Origin of the sequence: Georgenia phoenicis (assembly GCF_047302425.1) — a bacterium.
GTDB lineage: Bacteria > Actinomycetota > Actinomycetes > Actinomycetales > Actinomycetaceae > Oceanitalea.
Genome location: NZ_CP154855.1, coordinates 943,447 through 964,423 on the forward strand (window position 1 = coordinate 943,447; position 20,977 = coordinate 964,423).

Consider the following 20,977-nt stretch of genomic DNA (forward strand, 5'->3'; position numbering starts at 1 on the left):
GAATGGCCGGATGCTCAGAATTGCGACCGTCAACGTCAACGGGATCCGCGCCGCCGTCCGCAAGGGGATGGACGAGTGGGTCGCCCACCGCTCACCCGACCTGCTTCTCCTGCAGGAGGTCCGCGCCCCCGACGACGTCGTCCACGAGCTCCTCGGCGAAGGCTGGCACATCGCCCACCAGGCCTGCGACATCAAGGGCCGGGCCGGGGTGGCCGTCGCCTCCCGCCTGCCCGCCACTGCCGTGCGCGTGGGCCTGGGCGACGACGAGCCGCCGGTCGACACCGGCCGGTGGGTGGAGATGGACGTCGAGCTGCCGGGCAGCGAGCGCCCGCTCACCCTCGTGTCGATCTACATCCACTCCGGCACGGCCACCGACCCCGAGCGGATGGCCGCGAAGTACGCGCACCTCGACAAGGTGACCGCACGGCTCACCACCCTCTCGGAGCAGGCCGCGGCGGGGGAGCGCGACGTCCTCGTCGGCGGGGACGTCAACATCGTCCACCGCCCGGTCGACATCAAGAACTGGAAGAGCAACCACAACCGCACCTCCGGCGTCCTCGACCAGGAGATCGCCTACCTCGACCGCTGGTTCGACGACCTCGCCTACGTCGACCTCGGGCGCCGCCTCGGCGGCGATGGCCCCGGCCCGTTCACGTGGTGGTCGATGCGCGGCAAGGCCTTCGACAACGACGCCGGCTGGCGCATCGACTACCTGCTGTCCTCCCCGGCCTTCGCCGAGCGGGCCCGCACCGCCACCGTCGACCGCGCCGCGGCCTACGACCAGCGCTTCTCCGACCACGCCCCCCTGGTCCTCGAGGTCGACTAGCACCCGTTACCTTCTAGCTATCCCTCGGGGAGTGATGTTTCGGGGGTGCTGGCCTGTCGGGCTCGGTATGGCTCTTTGCCCCCAGTCGTTGATGATCCGGGGGGTGTTGCCGCCGAGGCCGATAGGTGGCTGGTGATCGCTGATAGGGGCCGGGCCAGACACCCTCACCCGGGGGTGCGGAGTCGCCTTCGTAACGTGGATGCCGACGTCAGCCACCGCGGACAGTCCAGCGTCATTGGTCCAGGGCGGTGAGTTACGGAGGTCAGGCATGATCCAGGAACACCACCACATCGAGGTCTTCGTCGGTCTCGACGTCGGTAAGAGCGAGCACCACGCGGTTGCCTTGGACCGGACCGGGAAGGTCCTGTTCGATAAGCCGCTGCCCAACGACGAGGGGAAACTGCGCGCGATTCTGGCGAAGCTCGCCACTCACGGGCCGGTCTTGATGGTCGTGGACCAGCCCGCCACGATCGGCGCGCTGCCGCTGGCTGTCGCCCGCGACGCCGGCGCCACGGTCGGGTACTTGCCGGGGCTGTCAATGCGCCGGATCGCCGACCTACACCCGGGCAACGCCAAGACTGACGCCCGCGATGCGCTCATCATCGCCGAGGCCGCACGGACCATGCCTCACACGCTGCGGTCGATAGAGATGGCCGATGAGCAGATCGCCGAGCTGGCGATGCTCTGCGGCTTCGATGACGACCTGCGCGGGCAGATCACCGCCACGTCTAACCGGCTGCGAGGGCTGCTGACCCAGATCCATCCCGCACTCGAGCGGGTCCTGGGTAAGCATCTGGACCACCCGGCCGTGCTCGACCTGATCCAGGCCTGGCCGACCCCGGCAGACCTCAAGACGGCCGGCACCAAGCGCATCGCCACCCGGCTGACCAAGCGAGCCCCGCGCATGGGGAGGCGACTCGCCGAGGAGATCACCGCCGCGTTGGCCGAGCAGACCGTGGTCGTCGCCGGCACCAGCGCCGCCGGGGTCGTGCTGCCGCGCCTGGCCGCCCAGCTCGCCGAGCTACGCGCCCAGCGCGACGACATCGCGGCAACGGTCGAAGAACTGGTGCGCGACCACCCTCTTCACCCGGTCCTGATGTCTATGCCGGGCAATGGCATCAGGACCACCGCACGGCTCCTGACCGAGCTCGCCGGGAAGAACTTCACCTCCGCCGCACACATGGCCTCCTACGCCGGCCTGGCCCCCGTCACACGCCGCTCTGGCACCTCCATCCGCGGCGAGCATCCCAACCGGGCTGGCAACAAGGTCCTCAAACGCGCACTGTTCCTCGCTGCCTTCGCCTCCCTCAGCGACCCGGTCTCCCGCCGCTACTACGACCGCAAACGCGCCGAGGGCAAGAAGCACAACCAGGCACTCATCGCACTAGCACGCAGACGCTGCGACGTCCTCTACGCCATGCTCCGAGACGGCTCCCTCTACGACGCCCCGACACCCCTAGCCGCTTGACAAAGGAGATAGGGGCACCCCCCAGGCCGACAGCGGAGTTTGTTCACCCGGAACAACTCCGCTGTCGGCGCGAGAGGGGGGATCGTCAGGAGACGCGTTCCGCCGGGGCGCTCGCGGGGGAGAGCAGGAAGGCGGGCTCGGCGAAGCCCGCGGCGGCGAAGGCCGCGGTGACCTCCGCGGCCACGCGCTCGGCCTGGCCCGCCGGCAGCAGCGCGATGGCCGAGCCGCCGAAGCCGCCGCCGGTCATCCGGGCCCCGTGGGCGCCGGCCGCCGTCGCGGTCTCGACGGCGAGGTCGAGCTCCGGGCACGTGACCTCGTAGTCGTCACGCAGCGAGGCATGCGAGCCGGCCATGAGCTCCCCGAGCGCGGCGGCGTCGAGCTGCCCCGCTCCGAGCTCCGCGACGAAGCGGGTGACCCGCTCGATCTCGGTGACGACGTGGCGCACCCGGCGCTGGACCACGGGCTCCTCCAGCGCGGCGAGGGCGGCGTCGAGGTCCTCGACCTCGCGCAGTGTGGCGACCCCGAGCCGGCGGGCGGCCCGCTCGCAGCTGTCGCGACGCTCGGCGTACTGGCCGTCGACGAGGGCGTGCGGGGCGCGGGTGTCGATGACGAGCAGCTCGAGCCCGGCCGTCGCGAGGTCGAAGGGGACCTGGCGGGTGGAGCCGTCGCGGCAGTCGAGGAGCAGCGCGCGGCCCTCCTGCGCCCGCAGCGAGGCGGACTGGTCCATCCCGCCGGTCGGCGCGCCGGCCACCTCGTTCTCCGCGCGCACGCAGGCGGCGGCGAGGCGGGCACGGCCGGCGTCGTCGGCCGCGAGGCCCAGGCCCCACAGCTCGTCGAGGGCGATCGCCGCGGACGCCTCGAGGGCGGCGGAGGAGGACAGCCCGGCCCCGTAGGGCACGCAGCTGTCCACCGCGACGTCGAAGCCGGTCGCGTCCTCGGCGGCGACGAGTCCCTCGGCCACCAGGGCCCACGCGACGCCGACGACGTACGCCGGCCACCCCTCGACCGCACCCGGCGTGCCGGCCGGGCCGACGGCGTCGAGGTCGATGGTGCGCACGCCCTCCTCCTGCGCGGAGGCGAGGCGCACGGTCCGGTCCGGACGGCGGCGCACCGCGACGTAGGTGCGGTGCGGCAGGGCGATCGGCAGGCACAGGCCGCCGTTGTAGTCGGTGTGCTCGCCGATGAGGTTGACGCGGCCGGGCGCCGCCCACACGCCGTCGGCCGGCTCGGGACCGAGGGCCGCGGCGAGCAGGCCACGGGCGCGGCGGGCGCCGTCGTCGGTGGTCCAGGCAGGGGTCAGGGCGCTCACGCGAGGACCTCCCGCAGCCGGTCGGCGATGCGCTCGGGGGTGGTGTCGGAGATCCACGCCCCCATGCCCGACTCGGAGCCGGCCAGGTACTTGAGCTTGCCGGGCGCGCGGAGGATCGAGAAGAGCTGAAGGTGCAGGCGCAGGTCCTCGCGACCCTCGCCGACCGGTGCCTGGTGCCACGCGGCGATGTAGGGCAGCGGGATCGCGCGCTGCTCGCCGTCGGGACTCTCCTCGACGAAGAACTGGTCCCCGGCGCGCAGGAGGCGCAGGTAGATGCCGGCGAGGTCCTCGCGCTCGGCGTCGGTGAGGGCGGGCAGGTCGGGCACGTCGCGGCGGGGGGCGAGGTGCACCTCGACGGGCCAGCGTGCGGCGGCCGGCACGTAGGCGACCCAGTGCTCGGACTCGGCGACGATGCGGCGCCCGGAACGCAGCTCGGCGTCCAGCACGTCGCGCAGCAGGTTGCGGCCGGTGGCCGCGCGGTGCTCGCGCGCTTGGCGGAGCATCGTCGCGGTGCGCGGGGTGAGGTAGGGGTAGGCGTAGATCTGCCCGTGCGGGTGGTGGAGGGTCACCCCGATCTCCTTGCCCCGGTTCTCGAAGCAGAAGACCTGCTCGATGCCGGGCAGGGCGCCGAGCTCTGCGGTTCGGTCGGCCCACGCCTCGATGACGGTGCGCATGCGGCGCTCGTCGACCGTGGACAGGGACGCCTCGGCGTCGGGGGAGAAGCAGATGACCTCGCAGCGGCCCGCGGCCGGGCGCACCTGCCACAGCGGCTCGCCGTCGAGGTGGGTGACGACGTCCTCCTCGCCGGGCACCTGGACGAGGGAGGGGAAGCGGTTCTCGAAGACGACGACGTCGTAGTCCTCGGCGGGCACCTCACCGTCGGAGTACGCCGCACCGGGCTTCGCGGGGGCGAGCGGGTTGGCGTCCGCCGGCGGCAGGTGGGTGCGGTTCATCCGGTGGGTCGCCATCGGCACCCACTCGCCGGTGAGGACGTCGTAGCGCATCTGCGGGCCGGTGAAGGGGCGCTCCACGCCGTCGGGACCGGCGACGGGGGCGAAGCGGTCCGGCAGCGGGCGGGGGTCGTCCAGCCGCCGGGTGGCGCCGCCCGAGACGTAGGGCTCGGAGTCGTCGAAGTAGATGATGTCGCGGCCGTCGGCCAGGCGGCCCCGGGTCTTGCGGACGGTGTCAGTCATCGGAGGCGATCTCCAGGGAGAAGTCGTGGGTGGCTGCCGCGGCGAGGGTCTCCTCGTCGGGCTGGGCGTCGGTGACGAGGGCGGCGAGGTCCTCCGCCCGGCAGAAGGTGCGCAGGCCGCGCACCCCCCACTTGCTCGCGTCCAGGACGGCGACGGCGCTGCGCCCGGTGGCGAGCAGCGCGGCGTTCGTCGACGCCTCCTGGAGGTTGGGGGTCATGAGGCCGATCGCGGGGTCGAAGCCGTGCGCACCGAGGAAGACCCAGTCCACGCGAACGTCGCGCAGGTAGTCGACGGTGGCCGGCCCGACGAGCGCGTCGGAGGGCGTGCGCTCACCGCCGGTGAGGACGACGGTCGGGGCCGGGCGGCCGGCCTCCCGGGCCTGCATCGCGGCCTGGTGGAGGACGTCGGCGGCCGGCAGGGAGTTGGTGATGACCGTGAGGGTGGCGAAGTGGGGCAGCGCGGTGAGGGCGCGGGCGACGGCGAGGGTCGTCGTCCCGGCCGAGAGGGCGACGGCGTCGCCCGGCTCCACCCGGGAGGCGGCCAGGGTGCCGATGCGCGCCTTCTCGGTCTGGTGCTGGCCCGCCTTGAGTGCGAAGGCCGGCTCCTGCGCCGAGCGGCTGGGCGCCACTGCGCCGCCGTGGACGCGGGCGACGAGCCCGCGGCGCACGAGGCTGGTGATGTCCCGGCGGATGGTCATCTCCGAGACGCCGAGCTGGTCGACCATCTCGGCGACCCGCACGCCCCCGTGCTGGCTGACGGCGGCGAGGATCTGCTGCTGGCGCTGCCGGGCCAGCAGGGGTGGCGCCTCGGGACGTTCGGTGTCCATGTCCGCAGTATGCCAGAAAACGCCCCATAACCGAACATGACCGATCATGGAGCTCCGGTCTCCCCCGGCTGCCGCACCCACTGGGTGGCCCCTGAGTCGACCGGTGTTGGTGATGCCGCCTGCGGGGTTCGTCCCTAGGCTGTGCGGCCATGAGCACCGAGGGCGGTCCGACGCTGGGGGAGCGCCTCACCGCGCTCATGTCGCGCTGGGAGCACTCCCGGCCCGGCCGGGCGCTGGCCCGGTACGCCAAGACCAACGGCGGCCTGCTCGCCGGCGGCATCACCTACTCCGCGCTCTTCTCGATCTTCGCCGCGCTGACCATCGGCTACACGATCTTCATGACCGTGCTCGGCAACAACGCCGAGCTGCGCGACACCGTCCTGGAGAGCGTCGACGACGCCCTGCCCGGCATCATCGACACGGGCAGCAACGGGGGCATCGTCACCCCCGAGCAGCTGATGCTCGACACGGCGCTCAACCCCGCGAGCATCGCCGCCGTCGGCGTCCTCCTGTGGACGGCGATCTCCGTCATGGGCGCCCTCAAGCGCTCGATCCGGATGATGTTCGGCATCGTCGCCCCCAAGGAGAGCCCCGTGCTCACCCGGGTGCGCGACCTCGGCGGCTTCCTCATCCTCGCCCTCGCGGTGGTGACGACGGCGGCGCTCGGCATCGCCGCCGGCGCGGCCGGGCAGTGGCTGCTCGACACCGTCGGCATCGAGGGCACCTTCGCCTCCGTCGCGCTGCGCGTCCTCGGCTATCTCGTCGCCCTGCTCGTCGACGGCGCGGTCTTCGTCCTGCTCTTCCGGGTGCTCGCCGGGGTGCACGTGCCGCGCCGCGACCTTCTCATCGGCGCGCTGCTCGGCGCGGTCGCCTCCACCGTCCTGCGGATCTTCGGCACCACGCTCGTCGGCGGCGCCGACAACCCGCTGCTGCAGACCGCCGCCGCGCTCATCACCCTGCTCCTGTGGGTCAACCTCCTCGCCCGCGTCACCCTGATGATCGCCGCGTGGACCGCGAACCCGCCCGCCCCGCCCAAGCCGGACGAGCCTGGCGCGACGAACTTCGACGAGCACCCGAACTACGTCACCCTCTCCGTGCCGCGCACCCTCACCTGGGACTACGAGGCCACCACCGGCACCGTCCAGGCGGACGAGAAGCTCCGGGAGGAGACCCTCGTCGCGGACCTGGAACAGCTGGGGGAGGAGGGTGAGGAGGTGCTCGCGGCCCGCGAGGCGGAGGCGGAGCGCGCGGAGTGGAACGACCGGGAGGCCGTGGAGGCCCGCGCCAGGGACGCCTACTGGGGCGGCCTCGTGGGCCGGGTCCGTGAGTGGAACCGCGGCCGGCTCCGCCACCGCTACGGCAGCAGTGACGCCTACGCCGAGCGGGCGGCGAGGCGTCGCAAGGCGCGCGGCGAGACCCGCCGCCGCGAGCCCTGACCGCCACCCGCGCCGAGTACGCACAAACGGTCACTCAGGCGGAGTCGAAGGGCGCCGCTGGTGACCGTCTGTGCGTACTCGAGCTTGAGGGGGAGGACCTCAGACGCCGTTGCGGAGGGCGGTCCGGAGGTCGAAGTTCAGCTGGTTGATCGTGTCGAGCGGGATGCCCTTGGGGCACACGGCCGCGCACTCACCGATGTTCGTGCAGCCACCGAAGCCCTCGGCGTCCTGCTGAGCCACCATCGAGACCACGCGCCCGAGCCGCTCCGGCTGGCCCTGGGGCAGCTTGCCGAGGTGGGTGACCTTGGCGGCGGTGAACAGCATCGAGGAGCCGTTGGGGCAGGCCGCGACGCAGGCGCCGCAGCTGATGCACGCGGCGGCCTCGAAGGCGGCGTCCGCGTCGACCTTGGGCACCGGGGTCGCGTGGGCGTCCGGGGCCGCGCCGGTGTTGGCGGAGATGAAGCCACCGGCCTGGATGATGCGGTCGAAGGCCGAGCGGTCGACGACGAGGTCCTTGATGACCGGGAAGGGGTCGGCGCGCCACGGCTCGACGGTGATGGTGTCGCCGTCCTTGAAGGAGCGCATGTGCAGCTGGCAGGTGGTGGTGACCTCCGGCCCGTGCGCGACGCCGTCGATCATGAGGCCGCACATGCCGCAGATGCCCTCGCGGCAGTCGTGGTCGAAGGCGACCGGCTCCTCGCCCTGGGCGATGAGCTGCTCGTTGAGGACGTCGAGCATCTCGAGGAAGGACATGTCCTCGGAGACGTCGTCCAGCTTGTAGTCGACCATCCGGCCGCGGGTGGCGGCGTTGGCCTGACGCCAGACCTTGAGGGTGATTCTCACTTGTAGCTCCGCTGCTTCATCTCGACGTACTCGTACACGAGGTCCTCCTTGTGGAGCACGGGCGGCTCACCGGCCCCTGCCCACTCCCACGCCGCGACGTAGGCGAACTCGTCGTCGTGGCGCAGCGCCTCGCCGTCCTCCGTCTGGCTCTCCGCGCGGAAGTGGCCGCCGCAGGACTCGCGGCGGTGCAGCGCGTCGATGCACATGAGCTCACCGAGCTCGAGGAAGTCGGCGACGCGGCTGGCCTTCTCCAGGGACTGGTTGAAGTCGTCGGCCGCACCGAGGACCCGCACGTCGCGCCAGTACTCCTCGCGCAGCGCCCGGATCTTCTCGATGGCGGTCTGCAGGCCCTCGGCCGTGCGCTCCATCCCGCAGTACTCCCACATGATCTGGCCGAGCTCCTTGTGGAAGGAGTCGACCGACCGGGTGCCGTTGGCGCCCATGAGGCGGGAGATGCGGTCCTCGACCGACGCGCGGGCCTCGAGCACCGCCGGGTGGTCCTCGGCGATCTTCTCGAAGGGACCGTCGGCGAGGTAGTCGTTGATCGTGTTCGGCAGGACGAAGTAGCCGTCCGCCAGGCCCTGCATGAGCGCCGAGGCACCCAGGCGGTTGGCGCCGTGGTCGGAGAAGTTCGCCTCACCGGTGACGAAGAGCCCGGGGATGGAGGACTGGAGGTCGTAGTCCACCCACAGGCCGCCCATCGTGTAGTGGACGGCGGGGTAGATGCGCATCGGCACCTCGTAGGGGTTCTCCCCGGTGATGCGCTGGTACATGTCGAAGAGGTTGCCGTACTTGGCCTCGACCGCCTTGCGGCCCATGCGCTCGATCGCCTCGGCGAAGTCGAGGTACACGCCGCGGCGCACGCCGTCGACCTCCGGGCCCACGCCACGGCCGTCGTCGCACACGTTCTTCGCCTGGCGGGAGGCGATGTCGCGGGGGACGAGGTTGCCGAAGGCCGGGTAGATGCGCTCGAGGTAGTAGTCGCGGTCCTCCTCGGGGATGTCCCGGGGGTCCTTGTCGCAGTCCTCGGCGCGCTTGGGCACCCAGATGCGGCCGTCGTTGCGCAGCGACTCGCTCATGAGCGTGAGCTTGGACTGGTAGTCCCCGGAGACGGGGATGCACGTCGGGTGGATCTGCGTGTAGCAGGGGTTGCCGAACAGGGCGCCCTTGCGGTGCGCGCGCCAGATCGCCGTCGTGTTCGAGCCCATCGCGTTCGTCGACAGGTAGAAGACGTTGCCGTAGCCGCCGGTGGCGAGGACGACGACGTCGGCCATGTGCGTCTCGATCTCACCGGTGACCATGTCGCGGACGATGACGCCGCGGGCGCGGCCGTCCACGACGACGAGCTCGAGCATCTCGTGGCGCGCGTACATCTGGACCGTGCCGGCGGCGATCTGCCGCTCGAGGGCCTGGTAGGCGCCGATGAGCAGCTGCTGGCCGGTCTGGCCGCGGGCGTAGAAGGTGCGGGACACCTGCACGCCACCGAAGGAGCGGTTGTCGAGCAGGCCGCCGTACTCGCGGGCGAAGGGCACGCCCTGGGCGACGCACTGGTCGATGATGTTCGCGCTGACCTCGGCCAGGCGGTAGACGTTGGACTCCCGGGCGCGGAAGTCGCCGCCCTTGACGGTGTCGTAGAAGAGCCGGAAGGTCGAGTCGTTGTCGTTGCGGTAGTTCTTCGCCGCGTTGATCCCGCCCTGCGCGGCGATCGAGTGCGCCCGGCGGGGGGAGTCCTGGTAGCAGAAGGACTTCACCTGGTAGCCGGCCTCGCCGAGGGTGGCGCCGGCGGCGGCGCCGGCCAGGCCGGTGCCGACGATGATCGCGCTGATCTTGCGGCGGTTGGCCGGGTTGACGAGACGCGCGCTGAACTGGCGCTCGCGCCAGCGGCGCTCCACCGGGACGTTCGTGGGGGCCTTGGTGTCGGCGATCGGGGCGCCCTCGCGGTAGAGGCCGTCGATGAGCTGGTCAGTCATGGGATGTACTGCTCCGCAGTCCTAGTTGATGATGCCGAAGGCGATGGCGAGCGGCGTGGCGAGGAAGCCGACGACGACGACGAGCGCGACCACCAGGGCGGCTGCCTTGATCATCGGCTGGCGGGTGCGGTTGGACCAGCCGAGCGTCTGCACGGCGCTCCAGATGCCGTGCCGCAGGTGCATGCCCAGCGCGATCATCGCCAGGACGTAGACCGCCACGACCCACCAGACACCGAAGTCGGCGACGAGCCGCTCGTAGGGGCTGTCGTGCGAGCCGGTGACCTGGATGGTCAGGGTCGTGAACTGGAGGATGTGGAAGATGATGAACAGGAGCAGCGCGAGGCCGCCCCACATCATCGTGCGGGAGGACAGGCTCGAGGCGATCGACTTCTTGACGACGTACTTCTGCGAGCGTGCCGCGCGCTTGCGCCGCACGAGCAGCGCCGAGGACCACACGTGCAGCACGAGGCTGACGATGAGGCCGACGCGCATGACCCACAGGAAGCCGGAGTTCGGGAGCATGGGCTCACCGAGCACGCGCAGGTGGTGCGCGTAGTCGTCGAAGGCCTGCTGGCCGGAGAACGCCTTGAGGTTGCCGTACATGTGCGCCAGCAGGAACAGCAGGAAGATGATCCCGGTGACGGCCATGACGAGCTTGAGGGCGACCGATGTGCGGCGACCCTTGACCTGCCGCGCTGCAGTATGAGTGGTGGACACACCAGCATGGTATCTACTTCGCGGCCGTGGTCGGGACCATGGGCCCGGGGCGGGCGCCGTCGTCCGGGTAGTGGGCGGGCGCTGTCTACGCTGGCGCCATGAGCGCGCGCCCCATCTCCGGCTTCCACGCCGTCGTGCCCGCCGGCGGCGCCGGCACCCGGCTGTGGCCCCTGTCCCGGCGGGACCGTCCCAAGTTCCTCCTCGACCTCACCGGCAGCGGCCGCACCCTCCTCCAGGGCACCTGGGACCGCCTCGCGCCCCTGGCCGACGGCGTCACGGTGGTGACCGGCGAGGCCCACGCCGCCGCGGTGCGCGAGCAGCTGCCCGCGCTCACCGCCGCCGGGCTCCTCACCGAGCCCTCGGGCCGGGACTCGATGGCCGCGATCGGGCTCGCGGCCGCCGTGCTGCGCGAGCGCCACGGCGACGTCGTCGTCGGGTCCTTCGCCGCCGACCACGTCGTGCGCCGCCCCGCGGCCTTCGCCGCCGCCGTCGAGGAGGCCGTCGCGGCGGCCCGGGCCGGGTACGTCGTGACGATCGGCGTGGAGGCCGACCACCCCTCGACCGCCTTCGGCTACGTCGAGTCCGGCGCGCCGCTCGGGCTGGCCGACGCCCCCGCCGCCCGCCACGTCGCCTCCTTCGCCGAGAAGCCCGACGCCGCCACGGCCGCCGCGTACCTCGCCACCGGCCGCTACCGCTGGAACGCGGGGATGTTCGTCGTCCGGGCGGAGGTGCTCCTCGAGCACCTGCGCCGCCTCCAGCCGCCGCTGCACGACGGGCTGATCGCCATCGCCCGCGCGTGGGACGGCCCCGACCGTGAGGCCGTGCTCGCCCGCGAGTGGCCGCGCCTCACCCGCATCGCCATCGACCACGCCGTCGCCGAGCCCGTCGCCGCCGACGGCGGGGTCGCGGTCGTCCCCGCCGAGCTGGGCTGGGACGACGTCGGCGACTGGCGCTCCCTCGGCTCGCTGCTCCCCGCCGGGGCCGACGGCGTGCGCGCCCTGGGCGGTGAGCCGCTCGTCGCCGACAGTGCCGACGCCGTCGTCGTCCCGGCCGCCGACCGGCTCGTCGCGCTGCTCGGGGTGCCCGGCGCCGTCGTCGTCGACACCGCCGACGCACTGCTCGTCACGACGACGGAGCACGCGCAGCGGCTCAAGGAGCTCGTCGACCGCCTCCCCGACGCGTTGCGCTGAGCCGCGCTAGGGTCGCTGGGGTGAACGACGTCCCCCAGGCCGACCGGATCGTCCAGCTCGCGGAAGAGCTGGACGAGGAGCTGGTCGCGATCCGTCGCCAGATCCACGCCAATCCCGAGCTCGGCTGGATGGAGCAGGAGACGACGACCCTCCTGTTCGACCGGCTCACCGCCGCGGGCCTGTCGCCACGCCGTCTCAAGGGCAGCGGGCTCGTCTGCGACATCGGCCCGGACCCGCGGGAACGTGGGCGACGGCGCATCGGCCTGCGCGGCGACATCGACGCGCTGCCCGTCCCCGAGTCCACCGGGCTGCCCTTCCGCTCCCGCCGCCAGGGCGTCTCGCACGCCTGCGGGCACGACGTCCACGCGACCGCCGTCCTCGGCGCCGGGCTCGTCCTCGCCCGCCTGGAGGAGGAGGGCCAGCTCCCGGTCGGCGTGAGGCTCATCCTCCAGCCCGCCGAGGAGGTCCAGCCCAGCGGCGCCAAGGAGCTCCTCGACCAGGGCGTCCTCGACGGCGTCGAGCAGATCTACGCGCTCCACTGCGCCCCAAAGATCGACTGCGGGAAGATCGGCTCCCGCATCGGACCGATCACCGCCGCCTCGGACAACGTGACGATCACCGTGCGCTCCACCGGCGGGCACACCTCCCGCCCGCACCTCACCGGGGACGTCGTCTACGCGCTCGGGCACGTCATCACCCAGCTGCCCGCCGTGCTGGACCGCCGCCTGGACCCCCGCTCCGGCGCCAACCTCACGTGGGGTGCGGTGAACGCCGGCCGGGCAGCCAACACGATCCCGGCCTCCGGCACGGTGACCGGGACGCTGCGCTCCCTGGACGTGGAGACCTGGGAGCGGGCCGGCAGGCTCGTCGACGACGTCGCCGCGGACCTCCTCGCGCCGCTCGGCGTCGAGGTCGAGCTCAAGCACCAGAAGGGCATGCCTCCGGTCGTCAACGACGAGCAGTGCGTGCGCATGCTCGACGGTGCCACCCGGGAGGTCATCGGCCCCGACGCCGTCGTCCTCACCGAGCAGTCCCTGGGCGGGGAGGACTTCGCCTGGTACCTCTCCCGCGTGCCGGGCGCCATGGTGCGCCTGGGCACCCGGGTGCGCGGTGGCCCCGCCCACGACCTGCACCAGGGCGACCTCGTCGTCGACGAGCGCGCGATCGGCATCGGCGTGCGGGTGCTGGCGCGCACCGCGCAGCGGGCCGGCTACGAGCCCCGGGTCACCGCGCAGCCGCGGCCGGGTGCGCGTGGCGGCACGCCCGTCGTGTCCGGGCGGGGCCCCGCCTCCGTCCGCTCGCGATAGCAACGGTTGTGTAACAGAACATAGAGAAATCTCACCATGCGACCAAAGTCGCATCGTCGGAGGCTTAGGGTCGGCGTACACAGCCGACCGTGTGGCTGACGCCTCCATCGTCGTGCCGCACCGGCCTCATCCATCCCCCAGGAGACAAGCGTGAAGAAGACGATCTACGCGACCGCCCTCGCGGCCGTAGCCACGCTGGCACTCGCGGCGTGCGGCGACGCGCCGGAGGACGACAGCACCCCCGCTGGCGACGCCACGGAGACCACCGGCTCGGCCGAGGAGGTCGACTACCTCGCCTGCCTCATCTCCGACCAGGGCGGCTGGGAGGACCAGTCCTTCAACCAGTCCGCCATGGAAGGTGGCGTGCGCGCCCAGGAGGAGCTGGGGATCCAGCTCAACGACGCCGAGTCCCAGTCGGACGCCGACTTCGGGCCCAACGTCGACTCCATGGTCCAGCAGGGCTGCGACATGACCATCGGTGTCGGCTTCCTCCTCGAGGACCCGATCCAGGCGGCCGCCGAGGCCAACACCGACGTCTCCTTCGGGCTCGTCGACGCGACCTTCTCCAACCCGGGCGAGGGCGCGGACGCCGCGCCGATCCCGGTCGAGCTGCCTAACGCCGCTCCCATCATCTTCAACACGGCCGAGGCCGCCTACCTCGCGGGCTACGTCGCCGCGGGCATGAGCGAGACCGGCACCGTGGCCACCTTCGGTGGTCTGCCGATCCCCTCCGTCAACATCTTCATGGACGGCTTCGTCGACGGCGTCGCGAAGTACAACGAGGACAACGGCACCGACGTCAACGTGCTCGGCTGGGACAAGGAGGCGCAGGACGGCACCTTCTCCGGCGGCTTCGAGGACCAGGGCCAGGGCCAGGCGCTGACCGAGCAGTTCATCGCCCAGGGCGCCGACGTCATCATGCCGGTCGCCGGCCCCGTCGGCCTCGGTGCGGCTGCCGCCGCCGAGAGCGCCGGCAACACGTGGATCGTCGGTGTCGACTCCGACTGGACCGCCTCCACCGACTACGCCGATATCGTCCTCGCCTCCGTCGTCAAGGAGATCGGGGCGGGCGTCTTCGAGACCATCAAGATGGACCTCGAGGGCGAGTTCACCGGCGAGCCCTACATCGGCGACCTCGCCAATGGCGGTGTCAGCCTCGCCCCCGGCAGCGCCGACATCCCCGAGGAGCTGCTCGGCGCCGTCGAGGAGCTCCAGGAGCAGATCGTCTCCGGCGACATCGTCGTCGAGACCGTCAACGCTCCCTGACCCACGACGTCCAGTGACGGCCCGGCCCCTGGGCCGGGCCGTCACGTTCGTCCTCCACGGACGCCCTGAGCGTCCCCCTCCGGCCGCGTCCGCGCGGCCCCCGACTCGATGGAGCGGATGTGAAGCTCGAGCTTCGCGGCATCACCAAGCGCTTCGGCCCCCTGGTCGCCAACGACCACATCGACCTCGTCGTCGAGCCCGGGGAGATTCACGCGCTGCTCGGTGAGAACGGGGCCGGCAAGAGCACGCTGATGAACGTGCTCTACGGCCTGTACGACCCGGACGAGGGCGAGATCCTCCTCGACGGCGAGCCGGTGACCTTCTCCGGACCCGGGGACGCCGTCGCCGCCGGCATCGGCATGGTCCACCAGCACTTCATGCTCGTCCCGGTCTTCACCGTCGCCGAGTCCGTGGCCCTCGGCTACGAGCCGACCGGCCCGCTGGGGATCATCAGCCAGCGCGAGGCGCGCAAGCGGGTCAAGGCGATCTCCGACCGCTTCGGTTTCGACGTCGACCCCGACGCCGTCATCGAGGACCTGCCCGTCGGTGTGCAGCAGCGCGTCGAGATCATCAAGGCGCTCTCCCGCGACGCGAAGGTGCTCATCCTCGACGAGCCGACGGCGGTGCTCACCCCCCAGGAGACCGACGAGCTCATCGCGATCATGCGCCAGCTCAAGGCTGAGGGCACCTCCATCGTCTTCATCACCCACAAGCTGCGCGAGGTCCGCGCCATCGCCGACTCCATCACGGTCATCCGCCGCGGCAGGGTCGTCGGCGAGGCGAGCCCCGAGAGCTCGGAGACCGAGCTCGCCTCCCTCATGGTCGGGCGCTCGGTGAGCATGGCGGTCGACAAGGACCACGCCGAGCCGGGGGAGGAGTCCTTCGTCGTCACCGACCTGTCGGTGCTCGACGCCAAGGGCCAGGTCGCCGTCGACCGCCTCGACCTCACCGTCCGCCGTGGCGAGATCGTCGTCGTCGCCGGGGTCCAGGGCAACGGGCAGACCGAGCTCACCGAGGCGATCCTCGGGCTCGTCGAGCCGGTGTCCGGCTCGGTCCTCCTCGACGGCAAGGACCTCACCGGCGCGAGCGTCAAGGAGCGGCTGCGCTCCGGCATCGGCTTCGTCCCCGAGGACCGCTCCACGGGAGGGGTCATCGCCGGCTTCACCGTCGCCGAGAACTTCATCCTCGACCTGTACGACACCGAGCCCTTCGCCGCGCTCGGCAGTCTGCGGCCCAGCGTCGTCGAGGAGAACGCGCTCAAGCGTGCCGAGCAGTTCGACGTGCGCCTCACCTCGGTGCACGACCCCATCTCCACGCTGTCCGGCGGCAACCAGCAGAAGGTCGTCATCGCGCGCGAGATGTCCCGCCCGCTGCGCCTGCTCGTCGCCTCCCAGCCCACCCGCGGCGTCGACGTCGGGTCCATCGAGTTCATCCACAAGGAGATCGTCAGCGAGCGGGACAAGGGCACCCCGGTGCTCATCGTCTCGACCGAGCTCGACGAGGTCATGGCCCTGGCCGACCGCATCGCCGTCATGTACCGCGGGCGCGTCGTCGGCGTCGTCCCCGGCGACACCGACCGCGACGTCCTCGGCCTCATGATGGCCGGCGTCCCCTACGAGGAGGCGCTGTCCGAGGCCGCCCAGCACCGCACCGCGATGTCCGCGGCGGACGACATGAGTGAGGAGACCGCGCCGTGAGCGAGGAGGAGACCCGGCGCCCGGCCGAGCACCCCGGTGACGTCGTCGCCCAGGCGGAGGAGTCCCCGGCATCGGCGAAGCAGGTCCCGGAGGAGCAGCCGCCCACCCGCACCGCACAGTTCGTCCGGGACGTCCTCTCGGGCGGCTGGCTCGTCACCGTGCTCGCGATCGTCATCGCGCTCCTGCTCAGCGGCATCCTCATCGCCGCCGCCGACGCCCGCGTCCAGGAGACCGCCGGCTACCTCTTCGCGCGGCCCACCGACTTCCTCGGCGCCGTGTGGGACGCCGTCTCCCAGGCCTACGCCGCCCTGTTCCGCGGCTCGATCTTCGACTACCAGGCCGAGTCCTTCACCCGCGCGATCCGGCCGCTGACGGAGACGCTCGTCTTCTCCGTCCCGCTGATCTTCACCGGCCTGGGCATCGCCATCGCCTTCCGCGCCGGGATGTTCAACATCGGTGGGCAGGGCCAGATCATCGTCGGCGCCATCCTCGGCGGCTGGATCGGCTTCTCCCTCGACCTGCCCGTCGTCCTCCACCTCGTCGTCGCCATCGCCGGCGCCGTCCTCGGTGGCGCGATCTGGGCGGGGATCGCCGGCGTGCTCAAGGCGAGGACCGGGGCCAACGAGGTGATCGTCACGATCATGCTCAACAACATCGCGGTCTACCTCATCGGCTGGGTCCTCACCCAGCCGGCCTTCCAGCAGAGCGGCTCCGCGCTGCCGCGGTCGCCCAACGTCAAGGACACCGCGCTGTACCCGCTGCTCCTCGGTGAGGGCTTCCGCCTCCACCTCGGCTTCGTCCTCGTCATCCTCGTCACCGCCGCGGTGTGGTGGCTCGTGGAGCGCTCGACCTTCGGCTTCGAGCTGCGCGCCGTCGGCGCCAACGCCGAGGCCGCCCGCACCGCGGGCGTCTCCGTCGCCAAGGTGACGATCGTCGCCCTCGTCGTCGCCGGTGCCCTCAGCGGCCTCGGCGGCTCGGCACAGGTGCTCGGCACGGAGCAGATCCTCACTGCGGGTGTCGCGGCGAGCTACGGCTTCGACGCGATCACCGTGGCCCTCCTCGGACGCGCGACCCCGTGGGGCACCTTCGCGGCGGGCCTGCTGTTCGGGGCGCTCAAGGCCGGTGGCTTCCTCATGCAGTCCACCACCCAGACCCCGATCGACATCATCCTCGTCGTCCAGTCGATCATCGTGCTGCTCATCGCGGCCCCGCCCCTCGTCCGGGCGATCTTCCGCCTGCCGGCACCGGACCGTTCGCGCGGGAGGACCACCGTGCTCGCCGCCAAGGAGGCCTCGGCATGAGCCAGACCACGCTCACCCGCTCCGACGCCCGTGACTCCGCGGTGCTGCCGCCCGTCAAGTGGCGCGGCCCCGGCTTCATGGCCGTCTTCACCCTCGTCTCCGTGCTCGGCTTCGCGCTCTTCACCGAGTCGGGCACGACGACCTTCCGCACCGCCACGGGCGGGGAGCTCGCCGAGATCCCCAACACCGAGGTCCCGACCGTCCCTGCACTGTGGGTGCTCACCCTCGTCATGGCGGCCGTCACCGGCTACTCGGCCTACCGCGCGGCGCGCCGCCAGCCGCTGGGCTGGTGGCCGCCGGCGCTCTTCGGCGTCGCCTTCGTCCTGGCCTTCCTCACCTGGCAGGGCAGCGGCGCCACCATCCCGGTGACCTCGCTGCTCACCGGCGCGCTCGCGCTGTCCGTGCCGCTCGTCTTCGGCTCGCTGTCCGGCGTCATGTGCGAGCGCTCGGGTGTCATCAACATCGCGATCGAGGGGCAGCTGCTCGCCGGCGCCTTCCTCGCGGCGGTCGTCGCCTCCGTGACGACGAGCCCCTACCTCGGGGTCGTCGCCGCGCCGATCGCCGGCGCGCTCGTCGGCGTCCTGCTCGTGTTCTTCAGCGTGAAGTACTGGGTGGACCAGATCATCGTCGGCGTCGTGCTCAACGTGCTCGTCCTCGGCGTCACGAGCTTCTTCTTCTCCACCGTGCTGAGCGAGAACCCCGACCTCAACCAGCGCCAGCGCCTGCCCTCCCTGCCGGTGCCGCTGCTGTCGGACATCCCGGTCATCGGCCCGGTGCTGTTCGACCAGAACATCCTCGTGTACCTCATGTACGTGGCGGTCATCGCGCTGCAGTTCTTCCTCTTCCGCAGCCGGTGGGGCCTGCGGGTGCGCGCCGTCGGCGAGCACCCCAAGGCGGCGGACACCGTCGGCATCGACGTCATCCGCACCCGCTGGGTGACCCCGATCCTCGGCAGCGCGCTCGCCGGGCTCGGCGGGGCCTTCTTCACCGTCGGCTCCGGCCTCGCCTTCGGCCGCGACATGTCCGCCGGCAACGGCTTCATCGCCCTGGCGGCGATGATCCTCGGCCGGTGGAACCCGCTCGGTGCCCTCGCCGCGGCGCTCCTCTTCGGCTTCTCCCGCAACCTGGCGAACATGCTCAGCGCCATGGGCGGCAGCGGCATCCCCGGGGAGTTCCTCCTCATGCTGCCCTACGTCGTCACCATCTTCGCCGTCGCCGGCTTCGTCGGGCGGGTGCGCGCCCCCGCCGCGGAGAACACCCCCTACGTCAAGTAGCAGCCCCCCACCGCCGACAGCCGATGTATCCGCAAGGAGAGGCCCATGATCGACGACGCCACCTGGCAGCGGCTGCGTGAGCTCGCCCGCGAGATGGTCCCGCGCGCCTACGTCCCCTACTCCACCTACCCGGTCGGTGCGGCCGCGCTCGTTGACGACGGCCGCACCGTCACCGGGTGCAACGTGGAGAACGCGTCCTACGGGATCGGGTTGTGCGCCGAGTGCGGGCTCGTCTCCGCCCTGCACGCCACGGGCGGGGGCCGCCTCGTCGCCTTCACCTGCGTCGACGGCGAGGGCACCGTCATCGTGCCCTGCGGGCGGTGCCGCCAGCTGCTGTGGGAGCACGGGGGCCCCGAGCTGCTCGTCGAGACGCCCAGCGGCATCCACCCGATGAGCGAGCTGCTGCCCGAGGCCTTCGGCCCGGACCACCTGGAGGGGTGGACCGGCCGGTCCGGCCGGTAGTCAGGCGGGCAGGTCCCGCACGCGGCGGGCCGGGACGCCCGCGTACAGACCGTGCGGGGCGCAGTCCGCGGACACGACCGCCCCCGCGGCGATGACGCAGCCGTCCCCGATCGTCACCCCTGGGAGAACGAGTGCGCGGGCGCCGATCCACACGCCGTCACCGACGACGATCGGCCGGGCGGTCGTCCGTCCGGCGCGCCGACCGGCGGGCCCCAGCTCGTGGGACTGGGTGACGAAGAGGACGTCCATGGCGATGTCGCACCGGGCGCCGATCGTGATCGACCCCGCCGTGTTGAACCGGACCCGGTAGTTCACCGACGTCCCACGTCCGATCGTGAGGTTGCGGTTGCCCACCCAGACCGTGGGCTGGATCCGGGAGGGCGCGACGTTCGCGCCGAGTGCCCGGTAGAGCAGCCAGCGTGCCGGCGTCGGGACGAGGACGGAGCTCGCCAGCGTGTTGAACGTCAAGTCCCGTCGCAGCGTCGGCCACGCCTTCTTGAGCAGTCCCACGGTCGCAGCGTAGGGCGTCCCACGTGGTGCTGTTCGCCGTTCCGCGTGCGCTCCTCCCGGCGGACGCCGACGCCGCGGCCTAGGGTTGGCCCATGACCGAAGCCTTCGACGTCGTCGACATCATCCGGACCAAGCGGGACGGCGGAACCCTCGCCGCCGAGGAGATCGACTGGGTGGTCGACGCCTACACCCGCGGCGTCGTCGCCGACGAGCAGATGTCGGCGCTCGCGATGGCGATCTTCCTGCGCGGCATGAGCCGCGACGAGATCTTCCGCTGGACGGGGGCGATGATCGCCTCCGGCAGCCGGATGGACTTCTCGGGCCTGTCCCGGCCCACCTCGGACAAGCACTCCACCGGCGGCGTCGGTGACAAGATCACCCTGCCGCTCGCGCCGCTCGTCGCGGTCTTCGACGTCGCCGTCCCCCAGCTCTCGGGCCGCGGGCTGGGCCACACCGGTGGCACCCTCGACAAGCTCGAGGCGATCCCCGGCTGGCGCGCCGACCTCGACAACGACGCGATCCTGCGCCAGCTCGAGGACGTCGGCGCCGTCATCTGCGCCGCCGGCACCGGCCTGGCCCCGGCGGACAAGAAGCTCTACGCGCTGCGCGACACCACCGGCACCGTCGAGGCGATCCCGCTCATCGCCTCCTCGATCATGAGCAAGAAGATCGCCGAGGGCACCGACTCCCTCGTCCTCGACGTCAAGGTCGGCTCGGGCGCCTTCATGAAGGACCTCGACGCCGCCCGCGAGCTCGCCCGCACGATGGTGGCCCTCGGCAGCGACGCCGGCGTGCGCACGACGGCGCTCCTCACCGACATGTCGACCCCGCTCGGCCTCACCGCCGGCAACGCGCTCGAGGTCCGCGAGTCCGTCGAGGTGCTCGCCGGTGGCGGGCCCGAGGACGTCGTCGAGCTCACCGTCGCGCTGGCCCGCGAGATGCTCGACGCCGCGGGCCGCACCGACGCAGACCCCCGTGAGGCGCTCGCCGACGGGCGCGCGATGGACGTGTGGCGCCGCATGATCAGCGCGCAGGGCGGGGACCCGGACGCCGCGCTGCCCACCGCCCGCGAGACCGAGACGCTCACCGCCGAGTCCGACGGCGTGGTCAGCCGCGTCGACGCCTACGCCGTGGGCGTGTGCGCGTGGCGCCTTGGCGCGGGCCGCGCCCGCCAGGGCGACGCCGTCCAGGCCGGTGCCGGCGTGGAACTGCACGTCAAGCCCGGCGACACCGTCCGTGCGGGCCAGCCGCTGCTCACCATGCACACCGACACCCCCGAGCGCTTCGACCGTGCGCGCCAGGCGCTCGAGGGCGGTATCGACATCGGCGACGGCGCGGCCGACGGGCCCGGTTCCGTCGTCCTCGAGAAGATCGCGGGCTGA

18 protein-coding genes are annotated in these 20,977 nt (G+C 72.0%); 11 read left to right on the top strand and 7 right to left on the bottom strand.

The window, feature by feature from the left end:
- The first annotated feature begins 10 nt into the window (after positions 1-10).
- Together AA0005_RS04655 and AA0005_RS04660 are read left to right on the top strand one after the other, a co-directional pair.
- Positions 11-826 (top strand): exodeoxyribonuclease III, encoded by an 816-nt coding sequence (locus tag AA0005_RS04655; RefSeq protein ID WP_413452244.1) that lies wholly within the window; start codon positions 11-13, stop codon positions 824-826.
- A gap of 268 nt (positions 827-1,094) precedes the next feature.
- The gene (locus tag AA0005_RS04660) at positions 1,095-2,294 is read left to right on the top strand and encodes an IS110 family transposase (protein WP_413450582.1); all 1,200 of its coding nucleotides are present in this window, start codon (positions 1,095-1,097) and stop codon (positions 2,292-2,294) included.
- Between the two features lie 85 nt (positions 2,295-2,379).
- Here AA0005_RS04660 and galK read toward each other — a convergent pair whose 3' ends face one another.
- The 3 genes from galK to AA0005_RS04675 are packed head-to-tail and all read right to left on the bottom strand — an operon-like array spanning position 2,380 to position 5,622.
- Positions 2,380-3,603, bottom strand: a complete 1,224-nt coding sequence (gene galK, locus AA0005_RS04665) for a galactokinase (protein ID WP_413452245.1) — start codon at positions 3,601-3,603, stop codon at positions 2,380-2,382.
- On the bottom strand, positions 3,600-4,796 hold the full coding sequence (gene galT / locus AA0005_RS04670) for a galactose-1-phosphate uridylyltransferase (RefSeq protein WP_413452246.1): 1,197 nt from the start codon (positions 4,794-4,796) through the stop codon (positions 3,600-3,602). The genes galK and galT overlap by 4 nt, the downstream gene beginning before the upstream one ends.
- Entirely contained in the window at positions 4,789-5,622 is an 834-nt protein-coding gene (locus AA0005_RS04675) for a DeoR/GlpR family DNA-binding transcription regulator (protein ID WP_413452247.1), read from the bottom strand. Before AA0005_RS04675 ends, galT begins: the two co-directional genes overlap by 8 nt.
- A 149-nt stretch (positions 5,623-5,771) precedes the next feature.
- Here AA0005_RS04675 and AA0005_RS04680 point away from each other — a divergent pair, with 149 nt between their 5' ends.
- Positions 5,772-7,058: a YihY/virulence factor BrkB family protein gene (locus tag AA0005_RS04680; protein WP_413452248.1), complete on the top strand. Its 1,287-nt coding sequence runs from the start codon at positions 5,772-5,774 to the stop codon at positions 7,056-7,058.
- A gap of 99 nt (positions 7,059-7,157) precedes the next feature.
- Here the strand turns inward: AA0005_RS04680 and AA0005_RS04685 are convergent, their stop codons facing one another.
- Genes AA0005_RS04685 through AA0005_RS04695 form a run of 3 tightly spaced genes read right to left on the bottom strand, consistent with a single transcriptional unit; the run spans position 7,158 to position 10,588 of the window.
- A complete protein-coding gene (locus tag AA0005_RS04685) occupies positions 7,158-7,901 on the bottom strand; it encodes a succinate dehydrogenase/fumarate reductase iron-sulfur subunit (protein WP_413452249.1) in 744 nt (247 codons plus the stop codon).
- Positions 7,898-9,871 carry a fumarate reductase/succinate dehydrogenase flavoprotein subunit gene (locus AA0005_RS04690; protein ID WP_413452250.1) on the bottom strand — a complete coding sequence of 658 codons (1,974 nt, stop codon included), beginning with the start codon at positions 9,869-9,871 and terminating at the stop codon, positions 7,898-7,900. Before AA0005_RS04690 ends, AA0005_RS04685 begins: the two co-directional genes overlap by 4 nt.
- A 21-nt stretch (positions 9,872-9,892) precedes the next feature.
- Positions 9,893-10,588 carry a succinate dehydrogenase cytochrome b subunit gene (locus AA0005_RS04695; RefSeq protein WP_413452251.1) on the bottom strand — a complete coding sequence of 232 codons (696 nt, stop codon included), beginning with the start codon at positions 10,586-10,588 and terminating at the stop codon, positions 9,893-9,895.
- 98 nt (positions 10,589-10,686) lie between these two features.
- On the opposite strand from AA0005_RS04695, the gene AA0005_RS04700 reads away from it, so the two are divergent.
- The 7 genes from AA0005_RS04700 (at position 10,687) to AA0005_RS04730 (ending at position 19,085) form a co-directional block, all read left to right on the top strand.
- Positions 10,687-11,778 carry a mannose-1-phosphate guanylyltransferase gene (locus AA0005_RS04700; RefSeq protein ID WP_413452252.1) on the top strand — a complete coding sequence of 364 codons (1,092 nt, stop codon included), beginning with the start codon at positions 10,687-10,689 and terminating at the stop codon, positions 11,776-11,778.
- Positions 11,779-11,798: 20 nt separating this feature from the next.
- On the top strand, positions 11,799-13,085 hold the full coding sequence (locus tag AA0005_RS04705; protein WP_413452253.1) for an amidohydrolase: 1,287 nt from the start codon (positions 11,799-11,801) through the stop codon (positions 13,083-13,085).
- A 150-nt stretch (positions 13,086-13,235) separates the two neighbouring features.
- The gene (locus AA0005_RS04710; RefSeq protein WP_413452254.1) at positions 13,236-14,351 is read left to right on the top strand and encodes a BMP family lipoprotein; all 1,116 of its coding nucleotides are present in this window, start codon (positions 13,236-13,238) and stop codon (positions 14,349-14,351) included.
- 119 nt (positions 14,352-14,470) lie between these two features.
- Positions 14,471-16,048 carry an ABC transporter ATP-binding protein gene (locus AA0005_RS04715; RefSeq protein ID WP_413452255.1) on the top strand — a complete coding sequence of 526 codons (1,578 nt, stop codon included), beginning with the start codon at positions 14,471-14,473 and terminating at the stop codon, positions 16,046-16,048.
- Positions 16,045-17,349 (top strand): ABC transporter permease, encoded by a 1,305-nt coding sequence (locus AA0005_RS04720; protein WP_413452256.1) that lies wholly within the window; start codon positions 16,045-16,047, stop codon positions 17,347-17,349. Before AA0005_RS04715 ends, AA0005_RS04720 begins: the two co-directional genes overlap by 4 nt.
- Positions 17,346-18,623 carry an ABC transporter permease gene (locus AA0005_RS04725; protein ID WP_413452257.1) on the top strand — a complete coding sequence of 426 codons (1,278 nt, stop codon included), beginning with the start codon at positions 17,346-17,348 and terminating at the stop codon, positions 18,621-18,623. The genes AA0005_RS04720 and AA0005_RS04725 overlap by 4 nt, the downstream gene beginning before the upstream one ends.
- Positions 18,624-18,668: 45 nt before the next feature.
- On the top strand, positions 18,669-19,085 hold the full coding sequence (locus tag AA0005_RS04730; RefSeq protein ID WP_413452258.1) for a cytidine deaminase: 417 nt from the start codon (positions 18,669-18,671) through the stop codon (positions 19,083-19,085).
- Here the strand turns inward: AA0005_RS04730 and AA0005_RS04735 are convergent, their stop codons facing one another.
- A complete protein-coding gene (locus tag AA0005_RS04735; RefSeq protein ID WP_413452259.1) occupies positions 19,086-19,595 on the bottom strand; it encodes an acyltransferase in 510 nt (169 codons plus the stop codon).
- Positions 19,596-19,687: 92 nt separating this feature from the next.
- Here AA0005_RS04735 and AA0005_RS04740 point away from each other — a divergent pair, with 92 nt between their 5' ends.
- Complete coding sequence (locus AA0005_RS04740; protein WP_413452260.1) at positions 19,688-20,977, top strand: thymidine phosphorylase; 1,290 nt, start codon at positions 19,688-19,690, stop codon at positions 20,975-20,977.

Excerpts from the sequence above, each read along its gene's own strand:
- AA0005_RS04740 (WP_413452260.1), top strand. The coding sequence starts at position 19,688 with ATGACCGAAGCCTTCGACGTCGTCGACATCATCCGGACCAAGCGGGAC.
- AA0005_RS04725 (WP_413452257.1), top strand. The coding sequence starts at position 17,346 with ATGAGCCAGACCACGCTCACCCGCTCCGACGCCCGTGACTCCGCGGTG.
- AA0005_RS04730 (WP_413452258.1), top strand. The coding sequence starts at position 18,669 with ATGATCGACGACGCCACCTGGCAGCGGCTGCGTGAGCTCGCCCGCGAG.
- AA0005_RS04655 (WP_413452244.1), top strand. The coding sequence starts at position 11 with ATGCTCAGAATTGCGACCGTCAACGTCAACGGGATCCGCGCCGCCGTC.
- AA0005_RS04680 (WP_413452248.1), top strand. The coding sequence starts at position 5,772 with ATGAGCACCGAGGGCGGTCCGACGCTGGGGGAGCGCCTCACCGCGCTC.
- AA0005_RS04660 (WP_413450582.1), top strand. The coding sequence starts at position 1,095 with ATGATCCAGGAACACCACCACATCGAGGTCTTCGTCGGTCTCGACGTC.
- AA0005_RS04690 (WP_413452250.1), bottom strand. The coding sequence starts at position 9,871 with ATGACTGACCAGCTCATCGACGGCCTCTACCGCGAGGGCGCCCCGATC.
- AA0005_RS04700 (WP_413452252.1), top strand. The coding sequence starts at position 10,687 with ATGAGCGCGCGCCCCATCTCCGGCTTCCACGCCGTCGTGCCCGCCGGC.
- galT (WP_413452246.1), bottom strand. The coding sequence starts at position 4,796 with ATGACTGACACCGTCCGCAAGACCCGGGGCCGCCTGGCCGACGGCCGC.
- AA0005_RS04675 (WP_413452247.1), bottom strand. The coding sequence starts at position 5,622 with ATGGACACCGAACGTCCCGAGGCGCCACCCCTGCTGGCCCGGCAGCGC.